Source organism: Erythrobacteraceae bacterium WH01K (genome assembly GCA_027941995.1).
Taxonomy (GTDB): Bacteria; Pseudomonadota; Alphaproteobacteria; order Sphingomonadales; family Sphingomonadaceae; genus CAJXSN01.
Map to the genome: position 1 here is coordinate 1,962,739 of CP115966.1, position 24,855 is coordinate 1,987,593.

General features: G+C 63.8%; 20 protein-coding genes. 6 read left to right on the forward strand and 14 right to left on the reverse strand.

The window, feature by feature from the left end:
• Window positions 1–268: 268 nt before the first annotated feature.
• On the forward strand, window positions 269–3,010 hold the full coding sequence (locus tag PF049_09650; GenBank protein ID WBY15860.1) for an Rne/Rng family ribonuclease: 2,742 nt from the start codon (window positions 269–271) through the stop codon (window positions 3,008–3,010).
• Window positions 3,011–3,112: 102 nt separating this feature from the next.
• Here the strand turns inward: PF049_09650 and PF049_09655 are convergent, their stop codons facing one another.
• The gene (locus PF049_09655) at window positions 3,113–3,748 is read right to left on the reverse strand and encodes a class I SAM-dependent methyltransferase (GenBank protein ID WBY15861.1); all 636 of its coding nucleotides are present in this window, start codon (window positions 3,746–3,748) and stop codon (window positions 3,113–3,115) included.
• 180 nt (window positions 3,749–3,928) lie between these two features.
• Between PF049_09655 and PF049_09660 the strand changes: the two genes are divergently transcribed.
• Together PF049_09660 and PF049_09665 are read left to right on the forward strand one after the other, a co-directional pair.
• On the forward strand, window positions 3,929–4,951 hold the full coding sequence (locus PF049_09660; protein WBY15862.1) for a phosphoribosylglycinamide synthetase: 1,023 nt from the start codon (window positions 3,929–3,931) through the stop codon (window positions 4,949–4,951).
• A 13-nt stretch (window positions 4,952–4,964) separates the two neighbouring features.
• Window positions 4,965–5,762, forward strand: coding sequence for an NTP transferase domain-containing protein (locus tag PF049_09665; GenBank protein WBY15863.1), 798 nt, complete (start codon window positions 4,965–4,967; stop codon window positions 5,760–5,762).
• Window positions 5,763–5,787: 25 nt separating this feature from the next.
• On the opposite strand, the gene PF049_09670 is transcribed toward PF049_09665, so the two are convergent.
• On the reverse strand, window positions 5,788–6,525 hold the full coding sequence (locus PF049_09670) for an SDR family NAD(P)-dependent oxidoreductase (GenBank protein ID WBY15864.1): 738 nt from the start codon (window positions 6,523–6,525) through the stop codon (window positions 5,788–5,790).
• A gap of 142 nt (window positions 6,526–6,667) precedes the next feature.
• On the opposite strand from PF049_09670, the gene PF049_09675 reads away from it, so the two are divergent.
• From PF049_09675 to zapE, 3 genes are read left to right on the forward strand one after another with little or no spacing between them, the layout of a single operon-like run.
• A complete protein-coding gene (locus tag PF049_09675) occupies window positions 6,668–7,450 on the forward strand; it encodes a succinate dehydrogenase iron-sulfur subunit (GenBank protein ID WBY15865.1) in 783 nt (260 codons plus the stop codon).
• Window positions 7,451–7,456: 6 nt separating this feature from the next.
• Window positions 7,457–7,933 carry a PaaI family thioesterase gene (locus PF049_09680; GenBank protein ID WBY15866.1) on the forward strand — a complete coding sequence of 159 codons (477 nt, stop codon included), beginning with the start codon at window positions 7,457–7,459 and terminating at the stop codon, window positions 7,931–7,933.
• Entirely contained in the window at window positions 7,930–9,051 is a 1,122-nt protein-coding gene (gene zapE, locus PF049_09685) for a cell division protein ZapE (GenBank protein WBY15867.1), read from the forward strand. The genes PF049_09680 and zapE overlap by 4 nt, the downstream gene beginning before the upstream one ends.
• Window positions 9,052–9,074: 23 nt before the next feature.
• On the opposite strand, the gene PF049_09690 is transcribed toward zapE, so the two are convergent.
• The 12 genes from PF049_09690 to PF049_09745 all read right to left on the reverse strand — a co-directional run bounded on the left by PF049_09690 (window position 9,075) and on the right by PF049_09745 (window position 24,849).
• A complete protein-coding gene (locus tag PF049_09690) occupies window positions 9,075–10,973 on the reverse strand; it encodes an amidotransferase 1, exosortase A system-associated (protein WBY15868.1) in 1,899 nt (632 codons plus the stop codon).
• Window positions 10,974–10,983: 10 nt separating this feature from the next.
• A complete protein-coding gene (gene xrtA, locus PF049_09695) occupies window positions 10,984–12,546 on the reverse strand; it encodes an exosortase A (GenBank protein WBY15869.1) in 1,563 nt (520 codons plus the stop codon).
• Window positions 12,536–13,753 (reverse strand): TIGR03087 family PEP-CTERM/XrtA system glycosyltransferase, encoded by a 1,218-nt coding sequence (locus PF049_09700; protein ID WBY17898.1) that lies wholly within the window; start codon window positions 13,751–13,753, stop codon window positions 12,536–12,538. Before PF049_09700 ends, xrtA begins: the two co-directional genes overlap by 11 nt.
• On the reverse strand, window positions 13,753–14,817 hold the full coding sequence (locus PF049_09705; GenBank protein ID WBY15870.1) for a FemAB family PEP-CTERM system-associated protein: 1,065 nt from the start codon (window positions 14,815–14,817) through the stop codon (window positions 13,753–13,755). The genes PF049_09700 and PF049_09705 overlap by 1 nt, the downstream gene beginning before the upstream one ends.
• The gene (locus PF049_09710) at window positions 14,814–15,701 is read right to left on the reverse strand and encodes a DUF3473 domain-containing protein (GenBank protein ID WBY15871.1); all 888 of its coding nucleotides are present in this window, start codon (window positions 15,699–15,701) and stop codon (window positions 14,814–14,816) included. The genes PF049_09705 and PF049_09710 overlap by 4 nt, the downstream gene beginning before the upstream one ends.
• A 23-nt stretch (window positions 15,702–15,724) precedes the next feature.
• The gene (locus tag PF049_09715; GenBank protein WBY15872.1) at window positions 15,725–16,846 is read right to left on the reverse strand and encodes an XrtA-associated ATPase; all 1,122 of its coding nucleotides are present in this window, start codon (window positions 16,844–16,846) and stop codon (window positions 15,725–15,727) included.
• Window positions 16,847–16,860: 14 nt separating this feature from the next.
• Window positions 16,861–18,558 carry a preprotein translocase subunit YajC gene (locus PF049_09720; protein WBY15873.1) on the reverse strand — a complete coding sequence of 566 codons (1,698 nt, stop codon included), beginning with the start codon at window positions 18,556–18,558 and terminating at the stop codon, window positions 16,861–16,863.
• An 11-nt stretch (window positions 18,559–18,569) separates the two neighbouring features.
• Entirely contained in the window at window positions 18,570–19,682 is a 1,113-nt protein-coding gene (locus PF049_09725; protein ID WBY15874.1) for an AAA family ATPase, read from the reverse strand.
• 13 nt (window positions 19,683–19,695) lie between these two features.
• Window positions 19,696–21,234: a chain-length determining protein gene (locus PF049_09730; protein ID WBY15875.1), complete on the reverse strand. Its 1,539-nt coding sequence runs from the start codon at window positions 21,232–21,234 to the stop codon at window positions 19,696–19,698.
• Between the two features lie 15 nt (window positions 21,235–21,249).
• Complete coding sequence (locus PF049_09735) at window positions 21,250–21,897, reverse strand: polysaccharide export protein (GenBank protein ID WBY15876.1); 648 nt, start codon at window positions 21,895–21,897, stop codon at window positions 21,250–21,252.
• A 166-nt stretch (window positions 21,898–22,063) separates the two neighbouring features.
• A complete protein-coding gene (locus tag PF049_09740) occupies window positions 22,064–23,302 on the reverse strand; it encodes a pyridoxal-dependent decarboxylase, exosortase A system-associated (GenBank protein ID WBY15877.1) in 1,239 nt (412 codons plus the stop codon).
• The gene (locus PF049_09745) at window positions 23,299–24,849 is read right to left on the reverse strand and encodes an acyl-CoA ligase (AMP-forming), exosortase A system-associated (GenBank protein WBY15878.1); all 1,551 of its coding nucleotides are present in this window, start codon (window positions 24,847–24,849) and stop codon (window positions 23,299–23,301) included. Before PF049_09745 ends, PF049_09740 begins: the two co-directional genes overlap by 4 nt.
• Window positions 24,850–24,855: the final 6 nt, after the last annotated feature.

Consider the following 24,855-nt stretch of genomic DNA (forward strand, 5'->3'; position numbering starts at 1 on the left):
GCGACAATGCAAATCCGCCCCGCCAACACCATAACGCAGCCTGCGGGCCGCGCCGTGTGTCATGGCCAGGCGATTGCGGACACTCACCGCCTTGCATTGCCTGCAGACACGCATTTCCGAGGCCGGACGGCAGAGCGTCCAGCCCCTTTCATACCGACCGCACGCGCTTTCGATGCGCGCGGTCTTCACACATATCTGCGCCCCTCCCCTGTCTCTCGCATCCCCATAGGGGCTGTCTGGCGGGGGCATGGCGCATGGAGAATACTACATGGCAACGCGCATGCTTATCGATGCGCGCCACACGGAAGAAACCCGGGTGGCGGTCCTCAAGGGAAACCGGATTGAGGAATTCGACTTTGAATCTGCCGATCACAAGCAGATCAAGGGAAATATCTATCTGGCCAAGGTCACGCGGGTCGAACCCTCGCTGCAGGCCGCGTTCGTAGATTTCGGCGGCAATCGCCACGGCTTCCTCGCCTTCAGCGAAATCCATCCCGATTATTACCAGATCCCGCAGTCCGACCGCGAGGCACTGCTTGCTGAAGAAGCAGAAGCGGCAGAGGAAGAAGCCCGTCTTCGCGCAGAGGAAGAAGACCGCGGTGAAATGCCCGGTGACGAATATGATGCGGAAGACGAGGAAAGCGGCGAAGCCCTCGCCGAAGACCTCGCCGAAGACGGTGTCGAGGAAATCGATACCTCCGACAAGGAAAAGGTCGCCACGATCGAGGAAGGTCACGTCGATGGAGACGATGACGATTCCGACGACGAGGACGACGATGACGAAGGTTCGGAGGAATCCGGCAAGCGCGGTCGCCGTGGTCGTGGACGCCGCCAGGGCAAGGGTAAGGGCAAGGGCCGCAGCCGTGCCAAGGAAGTCGACGACGTGCGCGCACGTCGCCAGGCGCTTCGCCGCCGTTACAAGATCCAGGACGTCATCCAGCGCCGCCAGGTCCTGCTCGTACAGGTCGTGAAGGAAGAGCGCGGCAACAAGGGCGCCGCCCTCACCACCTATCTCAGCCTTGCGGGCCGCTATACCGTCCTCATGCCGAACAGCAGCCATGGCGGCGGCATTTCGCGCAAGATCAATTCGGCCAGCGACCGCAAGCGGCTGAAGCAGATCGTGGGCGACCTCAACCTGCCCAAGACCATGGGCCTGATCGTTCGCACGGCAGGCATCTCGCGCACCAAGACCGAGATCAAGCGTGACTTCGACTATCTCGCCCGGCTGTGGGACGGGATTCGCGAAACGACGCTGTCGAGCAGTGCGCCCAGCCTCATTCATTCCGACAGCGACCTGATCAAGCGCGCCATCCGCGACATTTACAACCGCGAGATCGAGGAAGTCGTCGTCGAGGGCGAGGATGGCTACAAGGCGGCGAAGCAGTACATGAAACTGCTGATGCCCAGCCACGCACGCCGGGTGAAGGCCTATTCCGATCCTGTTCCGCTGTTCCAGCGCTATGGCGCCGAAGACCAGCTTCGCGCCATGTACGACCCGGTGGTCCAGCTCAAATCGGGTGGCTACCTCGTCATCAACCCGACCGAGGCGCTCGTCTCGATCGACATCAACTCCGGTCGCTCCACCAAGGAGCATGGCATCGAGCAGACCGCGCTCGCGACGAACCTGGAAGCGGCAAAGGAAATCGCCCGCCAGCTGCGCCTGCGCGACATGGCGGGCCTGGTCGTCATCGACTTCATCGACATGGAACGGATGGGCAATATCCGGAAGGTCGAACGGTGCATGAAGGATGCGCTGAAGAACGACCGCGCGCGGATCCAGGTCGGCCGGATTTCCGGCTTCGGCCTGATGGAAATGAGCCGCCAGCGCCTGCGCACGGGCGTGCTGGAGGCATCGACCCGCGAATGTCCGCATTGCGACGGCACGGGGCTGGTCCGCACCGCGTCCAGCGCCGGTCTTTCGGCCCTGCGCCTGATCGAGGACGAGGCTGCGAAGGGCAAGGGAACCACGATTACCCTGTCCGCCAGCACCGAGGCTGCCGTGTACCTGCTGAACAGCAAGCGTTCGGAACTCCAGGAAATCGAAGATCGCTACAATGTCAGCGTCGAAGTCGTGCCCGAAGGCGAGGACGAAGGCGCCAAGATGACCATTGGCAGTTCGGGTCCCAAACCTACCGAAGCCCCGAAGTTCGAGCCTATCGTCGATGAAGACGACGACGAGGATGACGATATCGCGGCAGATGGCGACGAGGAAGGCGACGACCGTGATGACGATCGTCCGCGCAAGAAACGCCGCCGCCGGGGTGGCCGTGGTCGCAACAAGAACCGCAATCAGGACGGCGACAATTCCACCGACGATAGCTCGGACGAGAACGCCGACGACACTTCGTCCGAAGCATCGGGTGGTGGCGACGGCGACGACGAAAACGGGGACCGCCCCAGGAAGCGTCGTCGGCGCGGTGGCCGCAGGCGTGGTGGACGTGGTCGCGGCGGCAATAATGGCGGCGAGAACGAATCCGAGAACTCCGAAGCGAACGAAGGCGATGCCGCAAACGGCGCCGAACAGCTGGAGGAAGTGTCGGAGCAGGTGAAGGACGACATGGCGGTTGTCGCCGGTCCGGACGATGCGCCGGAAGCTGCGGAAGCCATGGCTGAAGACGATCAGCCGGCGGAGAAGCCCAAGCGCAAGCGCGCCCCGCGCAAGAAAGCGGACACCGCGCCGGACAGCGCCTCTGCCGAGGTCGAAGCGACCGACAAGGAAGAGAAGCCGAAGCGCAAGCGTGCTCCGCGCAAGAAGGCGGACGCCGACGAGAAACCTGCCGGTGGCCAAGACGCCTCCGAAGCAACCGGGGAGAAGCCGAAGCGCAAACGCGCCCCTCGCAAGAAAGCCGTGGCTGCTGCCGAGGAAGTTGCCGAACAGGTGAAGGAAGACGCCGCAGTGGTTTCCGGCCCCGACGACGCTCCGCAAGCGGCTGAGGCGATGGCCGAGGAAGAGGAAAAGCCTGCCAAGCCCAAGCGCGGCGGCTGGTGGCAGCGCACTTTCGGCGAATAAAGCTCCGTCGCCAGGAAAAGATCGGCCCGCACGTTCTTTTGGGAATGTGCGGGCCTTTTCTTACCCAAGCATCACAGGCCCTGCGGCGACCAAATGTCGTTATCAGGCGCCCCGTTTTACGCCGATGCCCCACTCCATCCAGCCAACGGTTTTGGGCGTTCCGGGCGCATAACGCGCACCGAGTCGATCCACATCGAAGCCGCCCTTCGCTACTGCACCGCTGACGGGCCGGGTCAGGTGACAGCCGCCGGCCAGCGGTTTCCAGTACGGTTCAATCCGCCGTTGCCACTTGATAACCCTTCGTTCCGGCGCGCGGCCATGCTCGAGGTATAGCAGCCTTCCTCCCGGCTTCAGGATACGGCGCATCTCGCTCAGGACCTGCGACTGGTCGGTCACGGAACACAGCGTGTAGGTGCAGACGACCGTGTCGAAACTTGCATCGGCGAACGGGATGGCCTCCCCTACCCCTTGACGAATATCCGCAGCCCAGCCTTTCCGTTGAGCCTCTGCGCGGGCGTAATCGAGAAGCTTTTCCCCCGGGTCGATCCCGGCATAGCTGGTGACGGAGCTTTGTTCGTAAAAACGCTGGTTGATACCGCCGCCACACCCGATCTCGAAGACATCGCCGCTTGCGAGCGGGACGATTTTCGATCGGAATTTCATGATTGCCGGCGTTCCGCAGGCCAGCCTTATGACACGCGGTACGCCGTGCCGTTCCCACCACCGAGCAAGTCCCATGCCGAACCTCCAGTCCTTCGCGTAAGGAAGTATGGCACATTTTTTTCCGGAACAGGAGAATGCTCCCCGATGCGTCGCCCGTCGAAAGCGGCGGACGCCTGATACGCTTTGCGACGAGGCGGGACTTCCCCCGCACCCGCATTACGCCTAAGCGCGCGGGAAACAGCGCGAGAATTTTGCATGACGGGAATCGCCCCTCTTTCCATCCCCGAAGAAGCCAGGGAACGCATCAAGACCCTGTTCATGGCCAAGCATGCGCTCTGGGGTGGCGGGATGCATCCGGAGGATGGCAACCACGCAATCTATCATCACGAGGTCCGCACGACGCTCGAAAGCCTCGGGCTGAACCTGGCATTCGCCAACAGCTACGACGTGCTGTTCGAACCCCCACAGGTAGATTTCATCTTCCCGCTGCTCAATCGCGGCGGCTTCGTGAACTCCGAGATGCTGATCCCGGTGCTCAGCAACATGCACCGCATTCCGTATCTGGGCGCGATGCCGTTCCTGCGCGGGCTGGGCGACGACAAGAGCGTATCGAAACTCGTGTGCGCCCATGCGGGCGTGCCGACCGCCCCGTGGTTCGGATACCGCCGCGGGGCGCCGGTGCTGGAGAAGGACCTGCCGCCTTCCCCGGACGGCCGCTGGGTCATCAAGCCCAACGCCTCCTCGGCCAGCTGGGGCATCTCGGACGCGCATGACTGGCAGGGGGTCACGAATGCGATCGCCAATATCCACGGGCAGGGTCACGACGCCATCGTCGAGCCGTATCTCGACGGGTACGACGTGCAGTGCGCCTTCATCACGATCAACGACCGGCCGACGGCCCTTCCCATGCTCTGGTACGAGCGGGAAGACACGCAGAAGCTGTGGACCTATTACGAGAAACGCGACCTGGTCCAGAATACCGAGAAAGCGGCGCTCAAACCGTTCGAACACGCAGACCTTGCCGCCAAGGTCGAAGATTACGCCAAGCGGGTTGCGCAGGAATTCGTCCCGTTCGATTACGGGCGGATCGAATTTCGTGTCGACCTCAAGACCGGCGACATCAATTTCATCGAGATCAATCTCAACTGCAACCTCTGGTCGGAAAAGGTCATGGCCAAGGCTGCAGCGCAGGCCGGGTTCAGCCATGCCGACCTGCTGGAAACCCTGCTCGCCGAAGCATGGCGCCGCAACGGCCTGATCCCGGCGCCGGGCACCTGACGGAGAAACACCGATGTCTGCAACCGCCATTACTGTCATCGTCCTTGCCGCCCAGCGGACCGGAGTGGTCAATCCGCTCGCGACCCGTGCCGGCGTCAGCCACAAATGCCTCGCCCCCATCCGCGGCAAGGCACTGATCCGCCATGTCATGGAAACGCTGGTCACCGTGCCGAATGTGGAGGCGATCCGGGTTTCCGTAGAGCCCGAGGTCCATGCCGAACTCGAAGCCGTTCTGGCGGACTATGCCTCGGCCGATCTGCCCATCACCCTTGTCGCCAGCGACGAGAATATCGTGGAAAGCGTGGTAAAGGCCGCCGGGGAGAGCGAGGGCCCCTTCGTGGTGACGACCGCCGACAATGTCCTGCTGACCCGCGACGCCGTGGCACAGGTCGTCGATGCCATGCGGGAAGCCGATGCCGTCATCGGCATCGCGCGCGAGAAGAACGTGAAGGCCGCGCACCCCGAAGGGCAGCGCAATTACTACGGCTTTTCCGATGGCGAGATCGCCAATTGCAATCTCTACGGACTGTCGAGCCGGAAGGCATTCAAGGCAGCAGAGGTTTTCCGCGAGGGCGGGCAATTCATGTCCAATCCCGGCCGGATGATCCGCGCATTCGGGCTGCTGAACATCGTCCTGCTGCGCGCCGGCCTGATGAAACTGCACCCCGCGATGGAGGTATTGAGCGACCGGCTGGGCACCACGGTGAAGGCTGTCGAATTCGAAGACGGCGCGCTGGCAATCGATGTCGATAACGAGCGGACCTATGCCGTATGCGAGGAACTGCTGCCAGGCCGTCCGGCGAAGGTATGAAGCGGGAAGCCCGAAGGCACGAAGCCTAGTCCGGTACGCGCTCACCCTTCCAGTCGAACTGGTAGCCGCTGTCTTCCGGCCCCAGGCCGCCGATCACGGACAGCAGATTGCCTGCAGCCTCGTCGGCCCCGGTCAGTTGCCCTTCCGGCAGGTTCGACTGGAATGGCCGGGATAGGTCCGTATCGACCGTCCCCGGGTGAAGCGAAACGGCAAGCGCCTGCTTGTGCGTGCGCGACAGCTCGATAGCGAAATTCCGCACCAGCATGTTGAGCGCCGCCTTGGACGCGCGGTAGCTGTGCCAGCCCCCGATACGGTTATCGCCGATCGAACCGACCCGTGCCGACAGGGCGGCAAAGACGCTCCGCTCTTTCCGGTCGAACAGGGGCAACAGCGCTTTCGCGATGAGGGCCGGCCCGATCGCATTGGCCCGCATCACGCGCTCCATCGCATCGGCATCGATCTGTCTAACGCTCCGCTCGGGGCCGGTACCGTCCGTCAGGGTCAGGACGCCGGTTGCAACGATCACCAGTTGCGGGGGCGCATCGGCCATCAGCTTGCCGACCGCATCCAGCGAAGCAGGGTCGTCATAGTCGAAGCGGAAGGGAGAGATGCTGTCTCCTGCAGGCACGTCCCCGCTGCGCGAGCCGGCATAGATGGTTTCAACTCCGCGCGTTTGCAGGAGCCGTACCAGCGCATTGCCGATCCCGCCGCTCGCGCCGAAAACAGCCGCGCGGGTAAAGGGGGGGTATTGTCCGTCTGCCATGCGATCAGGACGATCGGCGGTGTCACAATGTTCCGTTTCCGCAACAGAAAGGCTTGTTGGAAGATAGGCCGTTCGGCCAGCTTGTGTCGCGCGGCGTAATCGTTAGATAGAGGGCCAGAAACAGCAGGATCTCGATAGACCAATGGCCACTTTTACCCTCCCAAAGAATTCCAAGATTCGCGAGAACGGTGAGACGCACCGCGCCGAAAGCGGTGGCCGGGTGAAGAAATTCAAGATCTATCGTTACGACCCCGACGCAGGGGAAAACCCGCGCTACGACACGTTCGAAGTCGATCTGGACGATTGCGGACCGATGGTCCTCGACGCGCTGTTCAAGATCAAGAACGATATCGATCCTACGCTGACCTTCCGCCGTTCCTGCCGCGAAGGAATCTGCGGTTCCTGCGCGATGAACATGAACGGGAAGAACGGGCTGGCCTGTACTTCCGCCATCGAGGACATGAAGGGCGAAATCCGCATCACGCCCCTGCCCCACATGGAAGTGATCAAGGACCTGGTTCCCGACTTCACGCATTTCTACGCCCAATATGCCAGCATCCGCCCCTGGCTGCAGACCGTTACCCCGACCCCCAGCGGCAAGGAACGCCTGCAATCACCGGAACAGCGTGAACAGCTGGACGGGCTTTACGAATGCATCCTGTGCGCCTGCTGCTCGACCGCGTGTCCGTCCTATTGGTGGAACAGCGACAAGTTCCTTGGTCCCGCCATCCTTCTGCAGGCCTATCGCTGGCTGGCGGACAGCCGCGACGAGATGACGGGCGAGCGTCTGAACGAGCTGGAAGATCCCTTCCGCCTCTATCGCTGTCACACCATCATGAACTGCGCCAATGTCTGTCCCAAGGGCCTCAGCCCGGCGAAGGCCATTGCGGAAACCAAGAAGATGATGGCCGAACGCACGATCTGATCGCGCGTGAAGAACCCGCCCAGCTTCTTCGACTGCGAGCCGGTGGATGGCGAACCCGGCTGGTATAGCTGGGACCTGAAGGACGACACGCGCTTCAATGCGGTCGTCATGGGTCCCTTGCGCGTGCGGCAGGAAGGCGAGCGGGCGCGCCTGCGCATGATGCCGCAGCAGAGGCATACCAATCTGCAGGACATGATCCACGGCGCGATTACGCTGTCGCTGATCGACATCGCCCTGTTTGCAGGGATGCACACGCTCCGCGAAACCGATGCCGGAATGGCCGTCACGCTGGAACTGTCGACCCAATTCACCGGGGCCGGAAAGGTCGACCGGCCGCTGGACGCCGTGGTCGAGGTGATGCGCGAAACGGGGCGCCTGATGTTCCTCAGGGGCGAAGTCGTACAGGGCCCGGACGACAGCCACCTTGTCGCAGCCTTCAGCGGGATCGTGCGCAAGGCATCGGCGCCGAAAGAGCGATCGTGAGCGGCATACTGGCGCGTTATGACGCGCTGGTCGCGTCTGGCGAACTACGCCCGGACGATGAGCAGGCGGCCGTCGCTGCCAGGCTGGAAACACTTCAGGCGGCCCTGGAGAAAGGCGAGGAAACCGGCTTTTTCGGGAAGCTCTTCGGCAAGACACCGCAGCAGCCTGAAGGCGTCTACATGTGGGGCGGCGTCGGGCGCGGAAAATCCATGCTGATGGACCTGTTCCACGCCACGCTGGAAATTGAGGGCAAGCGCCGCGCCCATTTCCACGCCTTCATGCAGGACGTCCATCGCCGCCTGCGCGAGGCCCGCAAGAGCGAAACCGGCGATCCCATCCCGCCCGTGGCGGCGGATATCGGTGCGGATCTGCAATGCCTCGCTTTCGACGAGATGGTGGTGAACAACAGCGCCGATGCGATGATCATGAGCCGGCTGTTCCGCGCGCTGATCGTCGATGAAGGCGTATCCATCATTGCGACATCGAACAGGCCGCCTTCGGATCTCTACAAGGACGGACTGAACCGCGAGCATTTCCTGCCCTTCATCGCCCTGATCGAGGACCGTCTGGACGTCCTGCCACTGAACGGGCCTACCGATTATCGCCTCGACCGGCTCGGCGATTTGGAAAACTGGCACACCCCGCTGGGGGATGAGGCCACGGCGCAGGTTCGCGAGGCGTTCTTCAGGCTGACCGATTACGAGCCGGAGGATGGCGAAGTGCCATCGATGGATCTGCCGGTCGGCGACAAGCGATCCCTCCATGTGCCCAAGGCGCTGAAAGGCGTCGGCGTCTTCAGTTTCAAGCGGCTGTGCGGGGAAGCGCGGGGCGCCCCCGATTACCTCGCCATTGCGCAGGAATTTCACACCGTCATCATCGTCGGCATCCCGCAAATGGGCCCCGATATGCGTAACGAGGCCGCGCGCTTCGTCACCCTGATCGATGCCCTGTACGAATACCGCGTCAAATTGTTTGCGACCGCAGATGCGGAACCTGAGGATCTCTATACGGCGGGCGACGGCAGCTTCGAATTCGAACGCACGGCCAGCCGCCTGATGGAAATGCGCAGCGCCGATTACATGGCGCTGGGGCACGGGGCGTCCGGCGAAGAAAAGTAGGAACTGGATGCCCGCGCCGGACGTCAGACCCGCGCGGAAAGTCCGCCCAGCGATCGCTCAAGCATCATCAATTGCCACAGCACCCGGCTGTTGTCGGACCGGCCCGCGATGTGGTCTTCCGCCAGTGTCGCCATGCGGGACGAATCGAGCCAACCCGATGCTGCCAGCGTGCCGCCTTTCGCCACTTGCCGCGCTTCGCCAGCCAGCGGGCCGCGGAACCACTGCGCCAGCGGCGTGACGAACCCCATCTTCGAACGATACAGGATATCGTCCGGCAGGTAGCGCCCCATCGTGTGCTTCAGCAGGTATTTCCCCTGCCTGCCCCTGATGCGCGAGCGATGCGGAAGGCCTGCGGCGAATTCGATCAGGCGGTGATCGAGCAGCGGCTCGCGCGCTTCCAGACTGACGGCCATGCTGGTCCGGTCGACCTTTGTCAGGATGTCTCCGGGCAGCCAGAATTTCAGGTCCGCATATTGCGCCCGGTCGAGACCGCTTTGTGCAGGAGCATCTCGCATCAGTTCGAGGAAGGGTTGCTCGGCCGAATATTCGCCCAAGGCGCGGCGCATCTCGCCGGTGTAGAGCAAGCCGCGCTGTTCGGGTGCGAGAGCGGAAAGACCCCGGGCATAACCCTCGTCCCCATCGCTGGCGAGCGACTGGAAGGTCGATTTGGCGCGCAGCAAACGCGGTGCCCAGTCCGCTTTCGGCCAGACCTTTCCCAGCGTGCCGAAAACAGGCCCGCGAAGGCCTTGCGGCAGAAGGCCCCTCACCTGTTCCTCCCGAGCGTGGAACATCTGCCTCCTGTAACCGGCAAATGCCTCGTCCGCGCCGTCTCCCGATAGCGCCACGGTCACGTTCTCGCGTGCCAGTTCGCACACGCGCAATGTCGGCAGGGCGGACGCGTCGGCGAAGGGTTCGTCGAACATCGCGGCAAGAGAGTCCACGGCGCCGAAATCGTCCGGATCGACGATCCGTTCGCGGTGATCGGTCGAGAACAGCGCGGCTACCTTCTGCGCGTGCGACGTTTCGTCGAGGGCCGCCACATCGAACCCGATCGAGCAGGTATTGACCGGCGAGCCACTGTTTTGGGCCATCAACGCAACGACGCTGGACGAATCCACGCCGCCCGAAAGGAACGCCCCCAGCGGTACATCGGACACCATGCGCGAAGTCACCCCTTCGCGAAGATGATGTAGCAATTGCGCGGAAAGGTCGGCTTCCGATCCGCCGTGACGCTTGCTGAAGTCGACATCCCACCACTGGACGGGGCGCGCCGGTTCCGCATCGTGGCGCAGCAGCCGGTAGTGGCCGGCACCCAGTTTCTCGACCCCTTTCAGGATCGAACGGTGATCGGGGACATACCCCCAGGCGAGATAGTCCTCCACCGCCCTGGGATCAATATCGCGGCGCAGCAGCGGATGGCCGAGAAGACCCTTCAGTTCGCTGGCGAAGGCAAAGCTCCCGTCACTGAGCTGCGCCGTGAACAGGGGCTTCACCCCCAGCCGGTCGCGCGCGAGGAACAGGGTCCGGTCGCCATGGTCGTAAAGTGCGAAGGCGAACATGCCGTTCAGGCGCGAAAGGCAAGCTGGCCCCCATTTCTGCCAGGCGGCGAGGATGACTTCGGTATCGCCGTCGGTCCGGAAAACGGCGCCGAGACCGGCGAGTTCGCGCCGCAATTCGGCGAAATTGTAGATCTCGCCATTGAAGACGATGGTCGCACGGCCATCGGCGGAATGCATCGGCTGCGGCGACCCTTCGAGATCGATGATCGACAAGCGCCTGTGTCCGAGACCCACACCCCGCGCCGTCCATATGCCCGAACCGTCCGGACCGCGGTGAGCCAGCGTGTCGGTCATCTGCCGCACGCGGGCAGGGTCTACCGGCTTCGGAGTCCCGACATGGAAAAGGCCTGCGATCCCGCACATGGCCGAGGCGCTAGGGCGTATCCAGCAGGCCGTCCATCCAGACGTCCTGCGGACCTGTGGACCGGCGGAATGCGGCAATGGCTTCGTCTGCCGGCATTCCCGGCCTGTCTTCGGCCGAGACGATGACCGTCAGGGCCGGACGCGGGGTCAGCAGCAGCTTGTCGCGCATCGCCTCAAGCGTCAGCCGCGCCGCGCTGGCCGTGGTCACGTCCCCGATGCGCCAACTGGTCTGCGCCAGCCGTTTCACCGATCCCAATGCGAAGAGATAGTCCGAGGTCGCATCGGGCCTATTTTCGCCGGAGCGAAGCCAGCGCCAGTCCGTATCGGGGACCAGAGCCCCTTCCCCATACGCCGCCGGGTCGCGTCCCGGTCCCTGCGTCGCATAGGCGGCTGCAAACAGATCGACGCGGCGCCCTTCACCATCGACATAGGACGTTAGCAATCGCAGATCGGCTCCGCTAGCGCGCGGCTCCCAATCCAGTTGCATCGACGGGGCTTCCTGCGTCCAGCCGTTCGCCTGCGGTGCGACAAGCCGGTCCGAGAGATCTGCTTCGAGCCGCGATGCAAGAGTGTTCCACGCGGCGAAAATCAGGATGATCGCAGCAATCGCAAGCAGGATGCTCCGACCTTCTGCCGTGAAAGCCTCCAGCTTCGAGAAAGCCCTGCTTTCTGCCAGTGCTTGCCCGTCGATTCCCGGCTCCTCCGGATCGCGGTCGAAGAAGCGCCACGCCGCCCCCAGGATCACGGCGACCACGATGGCGAAGAAGATCCAGCCGTAGAAAATGTGATCGAAGCCTGCAGCGAACTCGATACCCTGCGACTGGGCGATATAGATCGTCCCCCACGCGCGGACCCCGTTGGCGATGATTGGCACCGCGATGCAGGTCGCCATGAACGCCAACCTGCGGCCCCACCTCTCGAAGCATGTCTGGGCTACCAGCACGCCCAGGGCGATCATCGCGATAAGGAACTTCACGCCGGAACACGCCTCGGCCACTTCGAAAAGACCGGCAGGCGTATCGATGAACACGCCGTCGATCACTGCCGGGATGCCGCTGATCCGGGTGAGCCAGATGACCACATCTGCGGTAATCATCTGCAGGGCCGGTACCAGTTGGTCGCCGAAGGGCACGAGGAAGACCATGTAGGCCAGCGGGAACAGCAGGCCGGCCGTTACCCGCGGCCCGAGTATAGCGAGGACACTCATTTGCAGCGCACCCACAGCTCCGGCCTGTGCCACGATGTTCACGCCCGCCAGTTCCCCCAGCAGCCAGACGAACAGCGCACCGGCGACGAGAACGAGGCCGGGCCAACAGCCGAGCGGCTGCAGCCTGGCTAGCTCTGCCCGTCGCAGCCAGACAAGCCATGCGACGATGGGCGGGATGAACAGGATGTGGTTGTAGGTGGAGATATTCCACCACTGCACCGCCATTTCGGCCCAGGCGCTCGCGGTCAGGACCATCAGGGCGATCCAGCTCAGCGCGAGATGAGCTAGCGGCCTGCGCCAGCTAATCGGCAGGCGCGAGCGCCAGCTTCCCGTCCTGATGGCTTGCAGGGCGATGTCAGGCGGCATTGCGAAGCTCGCCCGTCATGATGTCATGGAGCGGAGCCAGCATGGCCTCCCACCCCTGCTCCCGCACTACGAAATCGCGAGCGGACCGCGCGATACGTGATGCAAGGTCGGCATCGCAGTGAAGCCTGTCGACGGCCTCCGCGAAATCGGCGTCACCGCGTGCAATGACGAAATGGGTGCCGTCGGCGGCGTCTATGCCCGTTGCCGCTTCGGGGGAAAGGATGACCGGGCGTGCCATGGCCATGGCCTCCAGCACCTTGTTCTGGATACCTCGGGCGATGGTCAGCGGCGCAACAACCATGTCGGCCGATCGCAGGAATGGTTTCACATCAGGCACTTCGCCCCAGATGCGAACACCCGGCTCGCCGTCGCGGTTTCGTAGAGAAGCGACAGGCGCACGGCCGACGCAGTGGAACACCGCGTGCGGATGCTGCTCGCGAATACGGGGCAGGATATCGTCGATCATCCGCAGCGCCGCCTCGACATTGGGCGGATAATCCATCTGCCCGGTGAAAACGAGATTGGGTCCGGTTGCCTTCTCCAGCACCGGGTGGGTTGCCGTCTGCTCCGGGTCGAAGGTTGCCGTATCGATCCCGTTCCGGATTGCGCGGATGTTCGCGCCGGCGGGGTACTCCATGCGCGAGGCGAGCAGGCCCGCCTCCTTGTCGCTGATCAGGATGACCGTGTCCGCCCGGTGCGCCAGCCGCTCTTCCTCCCGTGCAAGCATGCACCCTTCCCGCCGGTCGATGATGGCGCGTGCGGAGTTTTTTTTGCCGTAAGCCTCGAACTTCGCTGAATCGACATCGCACAAGTCGATCACGACCCGCCCGCCGAAACTTCCGGGAATGTATTGCCCCATCTGGCCCGAGAACACGAAGATGGCGTCGATCGGCCTGCGCGCGATCGTGTCGTCGATGAAGGCGCGGATGCGGCGATGGTCGAAGGCCGTGAGACTGACCGGTTTCCCGGCGAGCACTGCCTCCACCCCGGCGAGGGCAAGCGGCTTCGTCCGGCGGACCAGGCAATGGCTTTCGCATATAGCCGCGAGATCGGCCTCGGCCGCCATGTCGGCGTCCGTTTCCCCGAAGGTCGCGGCGTGGACCCGTTGCTCTTTCGCAAGGGCCCGCAGCAGGTGGTGCGACCGTATCTTGTCACCGCGATCCGGCGGGAACGGGATACGGTGGGAAAGGAACAGGATTTCTCCCATCACGCCAGTCCGCGGGCAATGGGCGGGCCGACCATGTTCGCCACGCCGAGCGGCAGCTTCTTCCACAGCTCGATCTTGCGGCTGTAGGCCTCGCTCGTCGGGTCGACATTGCGCGCCTGCGACGGACCGGCGGACCAGCTCGAATAGGTTAGCGGCTGCGGTTCGAAGCCCCAGTTCTTCTTGAACGCGAAGGGACCGCTGCCGGTCTTGCTGCGTCCGAAATCGAACGCGACGCAGCCTTTGCGCCGGGCATGGCACATCAGCTCGTAATACATGACCTCGTTCGCGCGCAGGGTCCGTGCGTCCCATACGCCCCCTCCCCAATAGGGCATGACGTCGCCCCGGTGGTAAAGCGACAGGACGCTGGCGACGGGACGGTCGCCGTCCCACACCGTCAGGATATCGGCATCGTCGCCAAACGCGTCCAGCACTGCGCCGAACAGGCTTCGCGGGAAAACCGGCGTGCCCAGATTGCGGACACTCTCGGAATAACAGGCATAATGCGCCGCCCGGTCGGTCTCCCCGTTGCCCGTGGTTATGCGAAAGCCGTTCTTCAGCCCCTTGCGGACCTCGGCGCGGGCCTTGCGCGGGATGGCGAGCAATTGCGCCTCGTCGTCTTCGGCAAGTCCTGCGCGAAAACCACAATGGCTGTCGGACTGTATGGTCCAGCCTTCTAGGGGGTCCCCTCCGCGAAGCTCTACCGATGCACAGGCCCGGCGCTCCGCCAGTTCGCACGCAGCCCGGGCGAGGCGCCGCGCGGTTCGCGGATCGCTTGCCAGAATGCCTCCCTCGACCCCGAAGCCGCTCGAAACGAGGGCACGTGGAAATACGAGGGAATGCACCTCGGTCAGGGGCAGCCAGCCGGTGATGGCGCCGCCCCGTTCCGCCAGCAGGCCGAGGGCGGTCTGGCCGGTGCCCTGCTCCACCGCCTTCAGCCAGCGTGGAAGGTGGAACGGGGACCCGGCGTTCGCGAAAACGAATTGCTCGATCCGCGCGGCCTCGCCGGGATCGGACAGGTCCGCCAGCGTCAGGACCTCATCACACAGGCCGAAAGGCGCATTCACGCAGCAAGCTCCGTCGCTCGCGGCGTCTCGCGATGGGCGAGTGCATCCATCCGGCCCCATTCGAATTCGTGCACCAATTCACCCAGCTTGCCGGCCATCTTGTCAAGATTGGTGTAGTGACGAAGGCGCGATTTCACCGGCGCATTCTCGACGCGCGGCTGCTTCGGGTCGATTTCCCAAGGGTGGAAATAGAATACGGCCGGACGCTCGTCGCGCCGGTTGACCTGCCTTATGGCCCACCGGCTGAAGGCATATGGCAGGACGCGTAAAAAGCCGCCGCCGCCCGCCGCGACACGCTTGCCGCCGAGGATTGCCGTGGTCACCGGGATTTCCACAAGGTCCGACCACGGAAGCGGGCGGAATGCGAAACGCGGCGCCTCCCGCCAGCCATAATGATCGTGGGTGACCGGCGCCACGCTGGAGGAATAGACGTACCCCTGCTCTGCCAGTTCCATGTAGGCCCACGGCGTGCGGTGGTCGATCGAGAAGCTGGGCGCACGGTAGCCGGTCACGCGCTGGCCGGAAGCATCCTCCAGGATCATGCGCGCCAGCTTCAGGTCGCCGGCAAACTGCTTGCGGTCGAAAGTGAAAACGCGCGCGTGGTCATAGCCATGGCTGGCAAGCTCGTGCCCACCTTCGACGATGCGGCGCATCAGCGGTGCATTGCGCTTCGCCACCCAGCCCAGCGTGAAGAACGTCGCCTTCACGTCCGCTTCGTCGAACAGGTCGAGGATGCGCAGGACGTTGTCTTCCACCCGGCTGGCCAGGCTGTCCCATTCGTCGCGCTCGATCACGGTTTCGAACGCGCCGACCTGGAACCAGTCTTCCACGTCGACGGACAGGCCGTTGACGATACGCGGCTTGGCTGGGGCTGTTACCTGCATGGGAGGGATCGCTTTTTTTGTAATCAGGCCGCGCGTCGTTCGTCGCGCTCGATCCATTCGATGAGGATCGTGAGCACGTGACGGACAGACTGTTCCTGTTCGTCGATCCGCGCTTCCAGCGCGCTCAGGCGGTGAGAAATGTCGGCGGAAACCGGCGTCGTATCGGAAAGTTCAACGACGGCCTTCTGCAACTCGGCAATCTGGGCGTCGCGCTCTGCCAGCAATGCCTCGACCTGTTCCATGTCGACCCGCGGCGCGTGATTGAGCGGCGCGGGAGAGGTGACCTCCTTGTCCGCCTTCGCCATCGGCTTGGGTGCCGCTTCGGGGAAGGTGTTGTCGTTCGCCATTTCGTCCATCACCGATGCCAGCATCGACGCATCGATCCGCGTGCGCTGTTCGACAGCCCCCAGCAGCAGAAGACGCGTCACGATCTGGTTTACGCGGCGCGGAATGCCGGCTGTTGCCTGGTACAGCTCGGCGAAGACCCTCTGGTCGAAAGCCGGATTTCCGTCCCAGCCGACGCATTGCAGGCGGTGTTCGATATAGGGCTGCAATTCGCCCGGCTCCATTGCGTCGAGATGGTGCGCGGCGATCACGCGCTGGCGCAGCTGCTCCAACTCTTCGTGATTGGCGAGCGTGGCGCGAAACTCCGGCTGGCCCAAGAGCAGCAGCTGGAGCAGCGGGTGGCTGCCGAGCTGGAAATTCGAAAGCATTCGCAACTCTTCCAGCGCCTCGACCGAAAGGTTCTGGGACTCATCGACCACCAGCAGGCACCGGCGCCCCGCCCGCGCTTCCTCGTGAAGGAAGTCCTCGATCGCGCCCAGCGCGCTCGCCTTGTCATGGCCCTCGATATCCAGGCCGAAGCTCTGGGCGACGATATGGACCAGTTCTTCGCCATCGAGATTGCTGGTCACGATCTGGCCCACCGTCAGGCGTTCCGGGTCGATCTTCTTCATCAGATGTGCGACCAGCGTCGACTTGCCCGCGCCCACCTCGCCGGTAATCACGATGAAGCCTTCGCCTTGCGCCATGCCATAGCCGAGATAGCTCAGCGCCTTGCGGTGCGTGATGCTCTCGAAATAGAAATCCGGATCCGGCGTCAGCTGGAACGGTCGCCCGGTCAGGCCATAGAAATCGTCAAACATGCTGTGTCCCCGGATCAGAAGTCGTAGCGCAGGCCGAACAGGGCGGAGGCCGTGGTCAGGTCCTCCACCGACAATTCGCTGTCGAGATGGTCGATGGCGATGGCTGCGCGGGCCGACAGGCCCTGCCAGATGTACTGGTTGTACCCGGCCGATGCGCCAAGCACGGTCGCATCGCCCGCCGTGGGTGCGCCGTTGTCGATGTAGTTGATATAGGCATTGGCGTTGAAACCGGCATCGCGGCCGATATCGCCGCTGACATAGACGGTTGCATAGTAATTCTCGTCCGTCAGGCCATCGACATTGCCCAGGATGGTGTTCTGCGCAGCGATGAAGGTGCGCCTGTCATAGCCGAGGCCGATGCCGGTATTGATCCGCCCCAGCTGGCGCGAATAGCTGGCCGAGATACCGCGGCTGCGATAGGCGGCACTGCGGACGGACGACAATGCACCGCCAAGACACGCCCCGCCATCCGCACCGGCGGTGCAGCCGTTGAAGTCCCCGGTCAGCGGGTTGCGCCCGGCAGTGAAGTCGGTCGACACATTGGCGAGCGCATTGTTGAGCTGACCGCCGAAGCCCGACACAGCATCGTAGACCGATACATTGAGGGAGCTTCGCGCGTTCGGCGCGTAGGCGAAACTGCCGTAATAGGTATCGCTGTCGTAGCGGCGGCCATAATGCGCCTCGAAAGCGGTGCGCGAGGACGGCCGCCAGACGACCCCGACATCCCAGATCAGCCCGTCGGTTTCGAAGGCGATCTGTCGCGGTGCGGATGTGTCGGTCGCGAAACGGCCGCTCGCATCCACGACAGGATCGCCGGCCGCGTCGCGCACGACATCGCGGCTGCTGACCTGCACGTCTTCGTACCCGACCCCGCCGACAAGGGCGACGGAAGGCGAGACCGGCACGGTGACGTCGGCCCGCGCATAGACGTCGCGGACACGCTGATCGAGGTTGGAGATGTCTTCCTGGTAGAGGCCGCCGCCGACACCCACGCCCACAGGCAACACGTCGCCCGGACGCAATCCGGCATTCACGCTGGCCGAATGCACGGTGCTGTCGTCGAAGACATCGACGGGATTGCCGGTGCCGTCGACCGGAACGATGTCCGGGCCTTCCACGCGGTTGTAACCGAAGCGGTAATTGGCGGCGACCTGCGCCGCGCCCACATTGGTCGAAAGGGTCGGACCGGCATAGACCGAGTAGATCTCGCCTTCGACATCCTGGCTGACACCCTCGACGGAATTGAAGGTGGACGATCCGCTCTCGCCCACGCGGGTTCGTGCCGCGAGCGCGCCTGCCTCGACCGTCAGCACCTGCGGAACGACGGAGGTATAGCCGCGCGCAATGCCGGTCACGGTGTCGCTGTCCACGGCGGCATCGCCATAGCCGATATTGCGTTCGTAACGGATCGATACGGAAGCGCCGTTGTTGCGGCCCTGGACCGATGCATCCGCGCCTGCGGCCAGCTGGGTATAGGTCACTGTATCGCTACCCGGCGAAAGCTCCTGCAGGACCACCTGGTTCACTTCGAGGTAGGGCTCGATGCGGGGCCGCTCCCGGGTCTGCAGCGGTTCGGCGCTGCTGACGGGGCCGCCGGCCTGCTGGCGACTGCTCCCGCCCGTAACTTCGTCATTCCCGTAATATTGCGCCTGCGCACAAACCGGCAGGGCGAGCGCTGCAAGAGCTACGGTTGTCTTGTAATGGACGCGCATGACCGGTCCCCTCACTTGTAATAGCTGCCGAAGCGTCGACCGCTCGGACTGAAATTGATGGCGTTGAGCAGCATCTTGATGTCGTCGCAGGCGGACAGGAGGCGGTAGGAATCTTCCAGCGCGGTCCTTCCGGTCTGCTCTGCACGGGCGACCAGAATTGCCTGCCCAACATGCTTGGCCAGCTCGGCCGCGGTCGATGCGGCGAGCGCGGGCGGCGTGTCGAAAATGACCAGCCGATCCGGATGACCCATCGTCAGCCGGCCGAGCACGTGCTGCGTACGGTTGCTGGCGAGATATTCGGAATCGGCATTGGTCTGGTTGCCGCTGGGCAGGACCCAGAGGTTGCCGATATCGGTTCCGATCACGTGGTCCTCGACGTCGCAATCGTCGTTGCTGAGGGCGTCCATGAACCCCGTCGATGCGGGAATACCCAGCATGTCCGGCAGGCTGGGCTTCGCGAAATCGGCGTCGACCAGCAATATCTCGAGGTCACGCTCGGCTGCGAGCGCGATGGCGAGATTGATCGCGCAATAGGTCTTCCCCTCGTCCGGATGGGGCGAGGAGATCAGGATCCGGCGGGAGGCCGAGGTGCCGCGATCGCGCGCCGCTTCCAGCACGTGCCGCTTCACGATGCGGAATTCTTCCAGCAGCGCGCTGTTGCCGTCCTTGGGATCGATCAGTCCGTTTTTCGCAAGAATGTCCCGGTCAATGGAAACCGGCTTGCCGGTGAAGGGTGTTCCGTATCCGCGTGCCTCGATCGTTGCCGGGGCATGGGTCTTCTGGACGGCAGGGACGCTGGACGCCGCCTCCTCGGCCGGAGTTTCGGTGTCTGCGGAAACAGTCTTTTCCGGCGCCGCTTGATCGTTCACGCGCGCTGCCGATGCGCCGTGGTCCGGCTCGCGGTCGGTGACGGCAGAGTCTGCCTGTTCGGCCTCAGCCTTGCGCCGGACCGGACGCGCGCGTTTCATCGGGGCGTCGGCAAGCTTTCCGGGCATGGGCGCGGATCCGAAACTGTCGAGGCCGAATGCGCCACTCGCCCGTTCGAACAGCGAGCTTTCGCCAGCCTTGCCGGTCTTGCTCTCATCGCCGTTCTCTGGGAGCGGGATCTTCTTGTGTTCGGTCATTACCTGATCCCCCTCACGCAACCGTGCCGACCTGGACGAACTCGATGCCGAGAAGGATCACGAACAATCCTCCCAGCGCGGCGGTCGCGGCGTAGAACATCTTCATCCGGCGAGCCTCGGCAGCGCGCTGCGCGTCTGTGAATGTGCGCGAGATTGCACCGATCACGGGGACTTCCATCGCCCGTTCCAGCGAAGCGGTCGTGCTGAAGGTCGACTTTACCTGGCCAATCGCGAATGCCGCACCGATCCCTGCGCCGAGGCCGGCAATCAGGACGCCGATCAATAGCAGGGGGCGGTTGGGCGCCGCCGGCTTCAGCGGCAGGGCGGGCGGTGCGATCACGTCGAACTTGAAGGAGCTGCGCTCGCTTTCGACCTGACCGCGCAGTTTCATTTCCTCGCGGTCCTGCAAAAGGTCGTCGTACTTGGTCTTCAGGACCTCGTAATCCCGGCTGATGCGCTGCGCCTCGGCAGCAAGGGCAGGCTCGCTTGCCTGGTCTGCGATCATGGAGGAGATGTCAGCCTGCAGCGAAGCCTTGCGCGCCATCAGCGCCTGCACGTTCGCCTGCCGCTCGGCCCGGATCGACACGAGCGAGCTGTAGGCCGGATTGGGCGTGCTGCTGGTGCGGCTGGTCTGCGGCCCCTCGGCTGCGGCCTGCTGGCGCAGCAGCTGGACCTGCCGCTGGGCGGCGATCACGTCCGGATGATTGCTGGTAAGGCCCCGTGCCCGAAGCCCAGCCAGCTGCGACTGGGCCTGCGAAAGCGCAGCGGAGGCCGACCCCTGAGGCGACTGGATGGTCGCGCCGGGCAATGTCGCCGGTGTTCCGGCAAGCTGCCCCTGGATCGCGGCGAGCGCGCTTTGCGCAGCGGCGAGGTCCGCCTCCACGCCGCGCATCTCGGTGCGGGCATTCTGCAGCTTGTTCGAAATCGCTGCCGCGCCGCCGATCAGTTCGGGATGCTCCGCCTCGAACGCGGTACGGCGCAGTTCGGCCGCCTCCAGTTCGCGGGCGCGTTCTTCCAGCTGCTGGTCGAGGAACACGACCGTTTCCGCGACTTCGCCGCGGCTGCCGGCGATGTTCTCTTCACGGAAAATATCGAGCAACTTCTGCACGACATCCTGAGCGAGAGCGGCGTTCTCTGCATCCGACAATTCCGACTTGCCGATCGTCGCGCTGATCTCGAACAGATTGTCCTCTTCGCTGCGCACGGCAACATCTTCCGACAATTCGGCAATCTCGCGTTCCATTTCGCGCGGGGTGGAAACGCCCTGCCCCAGGTTGGTCGAACGGATGACCTTTTCGAGGTTCTCGGAACCGACCAGCGTCTGCTTGACGCGCGCAATGTCGGTCTTGTCGCTGCCGGCAATGCCGATCTGCTGGGCGAGCACGTCGTCCAGCTGGATGAAGATGCGCGATTTCGCCTCGTAGGAATTTGGGATCATCGCGACCACCAGCCAGCCGAGCAAGCAGACGCCCCACGCCACGCCGAGCACCAGCCACTTGCGTGCCCAGGCGGAATAGAGCGCGGCGCGCAGCTCGTCGAAAACTTCGTTCATCTCTCGCGGCCGCCCTTAGAAATTACTCTCGGGGATGATGATCACGTCCCCGGGCTTCAGCATGACATTCGCCTTGCTGTCGCCGCGCTTCAAAAGATCGGACAGGCGCAGGCCGTATTCGCTCTGCCTCCCCGCCTGGGGATCGAAACGGATCAGTTTGGAGCGGTTGCCGGCGGCAAATTCACTCAGGCCGCCGACCGCGATCATGGCGTCGAGGACGGTCATGTTGGCGCGGTAGGGGATGGAGGCCGGCTGCGCAGTCGCACCGATGATGCGAACCTGCTGGCTGAACGTCCCGGCGAACTCGGTCACGATCACCGACACGATCGGCTGTTCGATGAACTGGGACAATTGCAGCCGGATGTCTTCCTGCAGCATGGCAGGCGTCTTGCCGACAGCGGGCATGTCCGCGACCAGCGGGATGGTGATACGGCCATCGGGACGCACCTGGATTTTCTCCGCACCCAGTTCCGGGTTGCGCCAGACGTGGATCGACAACTGGTCGAGCGGCCCGATCACATATTCCTGGCTCGGCCCTTCCTGGTTGGCAACGAAGGCCGCCGGCGGCAGTTCGGGACCGCCCCCTGCTCCCGCACACCCGGCGAGCGCGAGTGTGGAAACGACGGACGTCGCGAGAATCTTGGTAATACCTTCTTTAGACATCGAGATGCTTCCCTGGCCAGACCTTGGGGTTCGCAGCGCTCCGGCTTGTCCGGACACACTGGTCCCCGCGATTTGGGGCTTTCCTCGCCAAAAAGGGTGAACATCTCGTTAGTTTTTGGCAGTTTCCGGGGGGTGATCCCGTTTCGGGACAATGGCCGCGTAAAGGTTAAGCGAGCATTTGCCTTGCCGGACCCTGGCCCAGGAACGCCGAAGGTGACGCGGTTGCGCCGTAAGCCCCGGCACAAAATACCGCCACGAGGTCGTCAACCTCTGCCCGGGGCAGTTCGGCCCGGTCCGCCAAGCGGTCGAGCGGTGTGCAAAGGCATCCGACCACGCTGGCCAGATCATCGGCGGGAGCGGCAAAATTGCTTGCAATTGCAACGGGATAATTGCGCCTGATGACCGTCCCGAAATTGCCGGACGCGGCTAGCTGGTGATGCAGGCCGCCATCGGTCACGAGAAATGTCTTCCCATGGCTGACCTTCCGGTCGACGATGCGGGTCAGGTAAACCCCGGCGAGCCCCACGAGATAGCGGCCGAGCTCGATGCAAAGATGCGCGCTTTCCAGCGTTTCCGGCAGGGTATCGAACCTTTGCGCCAGCGCATCGCCAATGCGGGAAATATCCAGTTCCTCGTCCCCGAAGAAGTACGGAATTCCGAATCCGCCCCCCATGTTCAGTTTCGGCAGGGGCTGTCCGATATCGCGCGCGATCCGGTCGGCAAGCTGGAGAACATTGGCCTGTGTCTCGATGATGGCGTCGGCATCCAGCGCCTGCGAACCGGTATAGATGTGAAGGCCGCGCCAGTCGGCTCCGGCTGCGATGATCTCGCGGCCCAAGGCAGGCACGCGCTCGGCATCGACACCGAACGGCTTGGCCCCGCCGCCCATCTTCATGCCGGAGCCTTTCATGTCGAAATCAGGGTTAACGCGAATGGCCAGACGAGGGGTCTTTCCCAGCTCGTCCCCGATCCGCAGGGCGCGGTGTGCTTCTGCCTCGGATTCCGTATTCAGCGTGACGCCGGCTTCGATCGCGGCACGCAGCTCCTCGTTCCTCTTGCCCGGCCCGGCAAAGCTGACGCGGCCCATGTCGGCACCGATTTCGCGCAGGATCGCAAGTTCACCGCCAGAAGCAATGTCGAACCCGTCGACGATGGGTTGCATATATTCGAGCAAGGGTTCGAAAGGATTCGCCTTGATCGCGTAATTGATGCCCAGCCTGTCGGGCATGGCGGCACGAAGCGCGTCCATCCGCGCGGCCAGCCTGTCGCGGGAATACACGAACAGGGGCGTGCCGCCCGCCTCTGCAACCAGGTCGGACGCTTTCCTGCCGCCGATCGCCAGTTCGCCATCGACGGCCTCGTACCCGGCGGGAATCGGCCCAAGGGGCTTGGGCTTGATACTCATGCGCCGATTTCCCGTGCCAGCGCCGTCCTGTCCAGCTTTCCATTGGGATTTAGCGGCATCGTCTCGCGCCAGTGAATTACGTGCGGTTGCATGAAGTTCGGTAGTTCCTTCGCCAGCATTCTGGGTAGCTTCTCTTGGGCATCCGCAGCATCCGGCTCTGCCCGCGCGACGAGGTGCACGGCCTGTCCCAGACGCTCGTCCCTGACGCCGAGAGCCACGGCTTCGGCCACCAGTCCGGTCGCCAGCGCCGCTTCCTCGATCTCCTGCGGGCTGATGCGGTTGCCGGAACTCTTGATCATGGCATCGCGGCGACCGACGAAATGGAGAAGTCCCTCTTCGTCCCGCACGACCCTGTCCCCGGACCACACCGCGGTGCCGCCATATCGCGATTGGGCGGGCGCAGGTTTGAATCGCTGGGCCGTGCGCTCGCTGTCCTGCCAGTACCCTTGCGCGACCAGCGGTCCGCAGTGCACCAGTTCGCCCTCCTCGCCCGGCCCGGCGACCCTGCCTGCATCGTCGATCACCAGGATCTCGGCAAAGGGGATGGCCGTGCCCATCGATGTCGGATGCCGCTCGACAAGGTCGGGCTCGAGATAGGTCGAGCGAAAAGCCTCTGTCAGGCCATACATAGGGAACAGCCACGCATCCGGGAACAGGTCGCGCAAATCGTCCACCAGCTGGACCGTCAGCGCCCCGCCCGAATTGGTCAGGCGGCGCATTGATGCAGAGGCCTCCTCGCTCCACTTCACCTCGGTCAACTGCACCCAGAGTGGCGGAACCGCAGCCAGCGTCGTGACACGGTGCTTCGCGCAGGCTTTCACAACGTCGCGAGCGAAGAGGTAATCGAAGGGCACCACGCTGGCCCCGGCATACCAGGCATTGAGCAGCTGGTTCTGGCCATAATCGAAGCTGAGCGGCAGTACGCCGAGCACGACATCGTCCGCTTCCATTCGCAGATAGTCGGCAACGCTGACCGCGCCCAGCCACATATTGGCATGGCTCAGCATCACGCCCTTGGGCCTGCCGGTCGATCCGCTGGTGTAGAGTATGGCTGCCAGTGCACCGACATCGGCATCGGACGGGCCGAGCGCTCCGCCATGTTCCTCCGCCAGCGTCCATGCCTCGTCCTCTTCGACCAGGCGGAGCCCGTCCGGCAATGGCTCGTCTGCCAGCGCTTTCAACCGAGAGGCAGTGCCGATCAGCAGCTTCGGCGTGCAGTCGAACAGGATATGCGATGCCTGCGCCCGCTTCAGGAGGGGATTTACCGGCACGTGGACGAGACCGGCTCTCGCGCAGGCGAGCGGCAGCAGGCAGGTCATCTCGCCCTTCGCAGCCCAGCTCGCGACCCGCGCGCCCTCTTCCGGCACAACGTCCTTCAGCCATGACGCCAGCAAGGCGACACGGCTTCTTAAGTCCTCGTAACTAAGAGTGCGTTCGCGCAGCACCAGCGCGGGCGCATCGTCCGCACCGCGCAGGACCAGGTGATCGAGCGGTTTCGGCGTCTCGCCGGGCAGGTCTTCGCGGGTCGTGTCGGGCCGGGGCTGCATGGAAAC